At 34.8% G+C, this 4,692-nt stretch carries 2 protein-coding genes, 1 pseudogene and 1 CRISPR repeat array; all 3 genes and pseudogenes read left to right on the top strand.

Annotated features, from left to right (window positions below):
* A pseudogene (locus WFK35_RS20760) lies at positions 1–483 on the top strand (type II CRISPR RNA-guided endonuclease Cas9); the annotation flags it as partial.
* A gap of 12 nt (positions 484–495) precedes the next feature.
* Positions 496–1,389 (top strand): type II CRISPR-associated endonuclease Cas1, encoded by an 894-nt coding sequence (gene cas1 / locus WFK35_RS20755; RefSeq protein ID WP_336734394.1) that lies wholly within the window; start codon positions 496–498, stop codon positions 1,387–1,389.
* 125 nt (positions 1,390–1,514) lie between these two features.
* The gene (gene cas2, locus WFK35_RS20750; RefSeq protein ID WP_007842732.1) at positions 1,515–1,853 is read left to right on the top strand and encodes a CRISPR-associated endonuclease Cas2; all 339 of its coding nucleotides are present in this window, start codon (positions 1,515–1,517) and stop codon (positions 1,851–1,853) included.
* Positions 1,854–2,346: 493 nt separating this feature from the next.
* Positions 2,347–4,626: direct repeats of the CRISPR family, unit length 47 nt; unit sequence GTTGTCCTTCATCACGAAGATAATAATTTTTGAAAGCAATTCACAAC.
* Positions 4,627–4,692 lie beyond the last annotated feature (66 nt).

Below are 4,692 nucleotides of genomic sequence, written 5' to 3'. Positions count from 1 at the left end.
GGTCAAAAGATAGCTGTTGATTTCGTGAGTACAGGAAATAATCATCACGTTGCAATTTATGAAGATGAAAATGGAAACCTACAGGAGAAAGTTGTGAGTTTTTATGAAGCTGTAGAAAGAGTAAATCAGAATTTACCAATTATTGACAAAGAATATAATTCTGAGTTAGGTTGGAAATTCTTATTTACAATGAAACAGAATGAAATGTTTTTATTTCCATCAGACGATTTTGATCCGAAAGAAGTTGATTTATTTGATGATAAAAATCTGAGTTTGATTTCTAAAAATCTTTTTAGAGTGCAGAAGTTCGGATCATTGCTTTCTGGATTTTGGTTTAGACATCATTTAGAAACAAGTGTAGATGTAAATTCTGTGTTAAGAGGTACGTCATATAAAGTAATTCAAAGCTCTAATAATTTGAGATCTATTGTAAAAGTAAGGCTTAATCATTTAGGTAAGATAGTTCAAATAGGAGAATATTAAAACATTTATAGTATGATCACCCGCTCCATCTACATCGGCAATCCTGCTTATCTTAAACTTAAAGACGAGCAATTAAAAATTCTCTGTCCGGAAACCAAAACGGAAAAGGGGAGTGTTCCTGTGGAAGATTTGGGGTTGTTGATGCTGGATCATTATCAGATTACCATTTCGCACCATCTGATTCAGAAAATGATGGGAAATAATGTCGTGGTGGTGAGTTGCGATGCCCATCATTTACCGCATGGAATAATGCTTCCGTTGTATGGGCATACCGAACATTCCGATCGGGTAAAAGATCAGTTGGAAGCCAGTGAACCGCTGAAAAAACAGCTTTGGAAACAGACGGTGGAATGTAAGATCGAAAACCAAAAAAATGTACTGATGAAACTGGGGAATTACTATGAACCGATGATTGAATATCAGAGAAATGTAAAATCCGGTGATATAACGAATATGGAAGGGATTGCGGCGCAGCATTACTGGAAATACCTCATCAGTCTGGACTTTTTGAGGCAGCGTTTTGGAGATTCACCCAATCAGTTTTTTAATTTTGGATATGCCGTGCTCAGAAGCATTGTCGCAAGAGCCATTGTAGAAACCGGACTGTTGCCAGTTCTCGGTATTTTTCATAAAAATAAATACAACCCATATTGCCTTGCCGATGATTTAATGGAACCTTACCGTCCGTTTGTTGATCTGCTTGTGATGCAATGGCTGAAGATTCATCCGGATACCGAAGAACTAACGAAAGAATTTAAAGCGCATATTCTCCAGATTGCGACCAAAGATGTGCGTATTGATGACAAAACAAGACCGTTACTGGTTGCTGTAAAAACAACCGCTTCGTCGCTTTACAAATGCTATACAGGAGAAAAACGACTGATTTCCTATCCGGAATTGATATAATTTTTATGGCAGCTTTATCCGCCTGGAGTTTATCCTGAGTGGAGTCGAAGGACAAAAACCCGCAAAAAGAGCACCACTCAGGTCGGACTGCAAACGTTACGATAAAACAAACAATAGTCACCAAAATGAACGCCGAAAGGTTTAATGCATACCGAATTATGTGGGTTTTAGTATTATATGACCTCCCGACCGAAACGAAAGCGAATATGAAAGATGCAAACCGTTTCCGGAAGGCTTTAATTGATGACGGGTTTACCTTATTTCAGTTTTCGATGTATGTACGACACTGTCCGAGCCGCGAAAATGCAGAAGTACACATCAAAAGAGTGAAATTTATGCTTCCGAAAGCCGGAAAAGTAGCCATTATGTGCATTACCGATAAGCAGTTTGGAGACATCGAAATCTTTTTTGCCAGAAATAAAGAAGAACCTCCTCCGACCTTCCAACAACTCGAATTGTTCTGAATTTTAAATCCTAAAAAAATAATCTACTGAAAACCAGTAGATTATTTTTTGAGGTTGTTCTTCATCACGAAGATAATAATTTTGAAATCCGCAATCGGATAAGCGTAGGCGGATTCGACGAAAAGCGTTGGATTCGATTTGGCTGAGTCAAAGCAATTTCCAAATAGAAAATCAAAAAAGATAATTAGAGATAGATTATAATTAACTTTTAGAGATATTGTTATTTTTAAAATATAAAATAATCCATTGAAAACCAATGAATTATTTTTTGAGGTTGTCCTTCATCACGAAGATAATAATTTTGAAATCCGCAGCCGGATAAGCGTGGGCGGATTCGACGAAAAGCATTGGATTCGATTTGGCTGAGTCAAAGCAATTCCCAAATAGAAAATCAAAAAAGATAATTAGAGATAGATTATAATTAACTTTTAGAGATTTTGTTGTTTTTAAAATATAAAATAATCCATTGAAAACCAATGGATTATTTTTTGAGGTTGTCCTTCATCACGAAGATAATAATTTTTGAAAGCAATTCACAACCTACGTCTGTCATTACTTGTTGTTGTTCGGGTTGTCCTTCATCACGAAGATAATAATTTTTGAAAGCAATTCACAACAAAGAATGTAACTTTAAATGTAAATGGTTCGTTGTCCTTCATCACGAAGATAATAATTTTTGAAAGCAATTCACAACCTCGATGTTGATTACTTCTGCATTGGTAATGTTGTCCTTCATCACGAAGATAATAATTTTTGAAAGCAATTCACAACTGATGGTGAGTTGAAAAGTACTTTGGACTAGTTGTCCTTCATCACGAAGATAATAATTTTTGAAAGCAATTCACAACCGTAAGTTCTTCCATCTTCCAACACTAACGGTTGTCCTTCATCACGAAGATAATAATTTTTGAAAGCAATTCACAACAAAGACCGTTTGACGAGCAAAAATTCTTTTGTTGTCCTTCATCACGAAGATAATAATTTTTGAAAGCAATTCACAACATGCTCGATGCAAAGTTCAAGGAACTTAAAGTTGTCCTTCATCACGAAGATAATAATTTTTGAAAGCAATTCACAACACTAAAAGACCGCATTATCATATATTAATTGTTGTCCTTCATCACGAAGATAATAATTTTTGAAAGCAATTCACAACATTAGGTGATTTGTCTTGTAAAAAATCTAAGTTGTCCTTCATCACGAAGATAATAATTTTTGAAAGCAATTCACAACCAGGCTGTCCTGCGTATGGATTTTCTGTAAGTTGTCCTTCATCACGAAGATAATAATTTTTGAAAGCAATTCACAACCATCCGGCGCAGTTTCCTTTATTGGTAATCGTTGTCCTTCATCACGAAGATAATAATTTTTGAAAGCAATTCACAACACAATATATTTACATCATATTTATAAGGAAGTTGTCCTTCATCACGAAGATAATAATTTTTGAAAGCAATTCACAACATTATACAATGAGGATAATCTGGAAGTAATGTTGTCCTTCATCACGAAGATAATAATTTTTGAAAGCAATTCACAACTAAAGAGTGATAAAGAGACCAAGATAAAAGGTTGTCCTTCATCACGAAGATAATAATTTTTGAAAGCAATTCACAACGCAATACAGGTAATTTAACACTTACAGCAGGTTGTCCTTCATCACGAAGATAATAATTTTTGAAAGCAATTCACAACATGTGTCACACTTTCCGTAATTGAGGCGTTGTTGTCCTTCATCACGAAGATAATAATTTTTGAAAGCAATTCACAACCAGGACAAACCATTTACGGTATATTTCGATGTTGTCCTTCATCACGAAGATAATAATTTTTGAAAGCAATTCACAACATGTGTCACACTTTCCGTAATTGAGGCGTTGTTGTCCTTCATCACGAAGATAATAATTTTTGAAAGCAATTCACAACCAGGACAAACCATTTACGGTATATTTCGATGTTGTCCTTCATCACGAAGATAATAATTTTTGAAAGCAATTCACAACTTATCGAAGATTTTTGTAAACAAGTCTTCAGTTGTCCTTCATCACGAAGATAATAATTTTTGAAAGCAATTCACAACATGATTCCGGAGTAAATGTAGATTTTATACGTTGTCCTTCATCACGAAGATAATAATTTTTGAAAGCAATTCACAACCCCAATTGCGAAACCCTTTCAATGCCTGCCGTTGTCCTTCATCACGAAGATAATAATTTTTGAAAGCAATTCACAACGGGCGTCTCAACCTCTCGATGGGCTCAGCGGTTGTCCTTCATCACGAAGATAATAATTTTTGAAAGCAATTCACAACCTTATGCGCTGTGTAAGCCTCAGCAGCAGTGTTGTCCTTCATCACGAAGATAATAATTTTTGAAAGCAATTCACAACGAATAAATCACATTGTACAAGTCCACTAATGTTGTCCTTCATCACGAAGATAATAATTTTTGAAAGCAATTCACAACCTAAAAGACTTTCTTTTGTTTGAGGCTGAAGTTGTCCTTCATCACGAAGATAATAATTTTTGAAAGCAATTCACAACATCCTATCTACAATCGTTAACAATGAATTCGTTGTCCTTCATCACGAAGATAATAATTTTTGAAAGCAATTCACAACTAAAGGATAGGGTTTGTTTACATTCCCAAAGTTGTCCTTCATCACGAAGATAATAATTTTTGAAAGCAATTCACAACTGAGCTTAATAAAGTAACAACAGCAAGTATGTTGTCCTTCATCACGAAGATAATAATTTTTGAAAGCAATTCACAACCTGAAAGAAAAATATCTGGATGATGAAAAAGTTGTCCTTCATCACGAAGATAATAATTTTTGAAAG

Source organism: Chryseobacterium sp. VD8, from assembly GCF_037149975.1.
Classification (GTDB): domain Bacteria; phylum Bacteroidota; class Bacteroidia; order Flavobacteriales; family Weeksellaceae; genus Chryseobacterium; species Chryseobacterium indicum.
The sequence above is the reverse complement of the archived record's forward strand: the minus strand, read 5'-3'. Positions and strand labels throughout refer to the sequence as shown.

Excerpts from the sequence above, each read along its gene's own strand:
- cas1 (WP_336734394.1), top strand. The coding sequence starts at position 496 with ATGATCACCCGCTCCATCTACATCGGCAATCCTGCTTATCTTAAACTT.
- cas2 (WP_007842732.1), top strand. The coding sequence starts at position 1,515 with ATGAACGCCGAAAGGTTTAATGCATACCGAATTATGTGGGTTTTAGTA.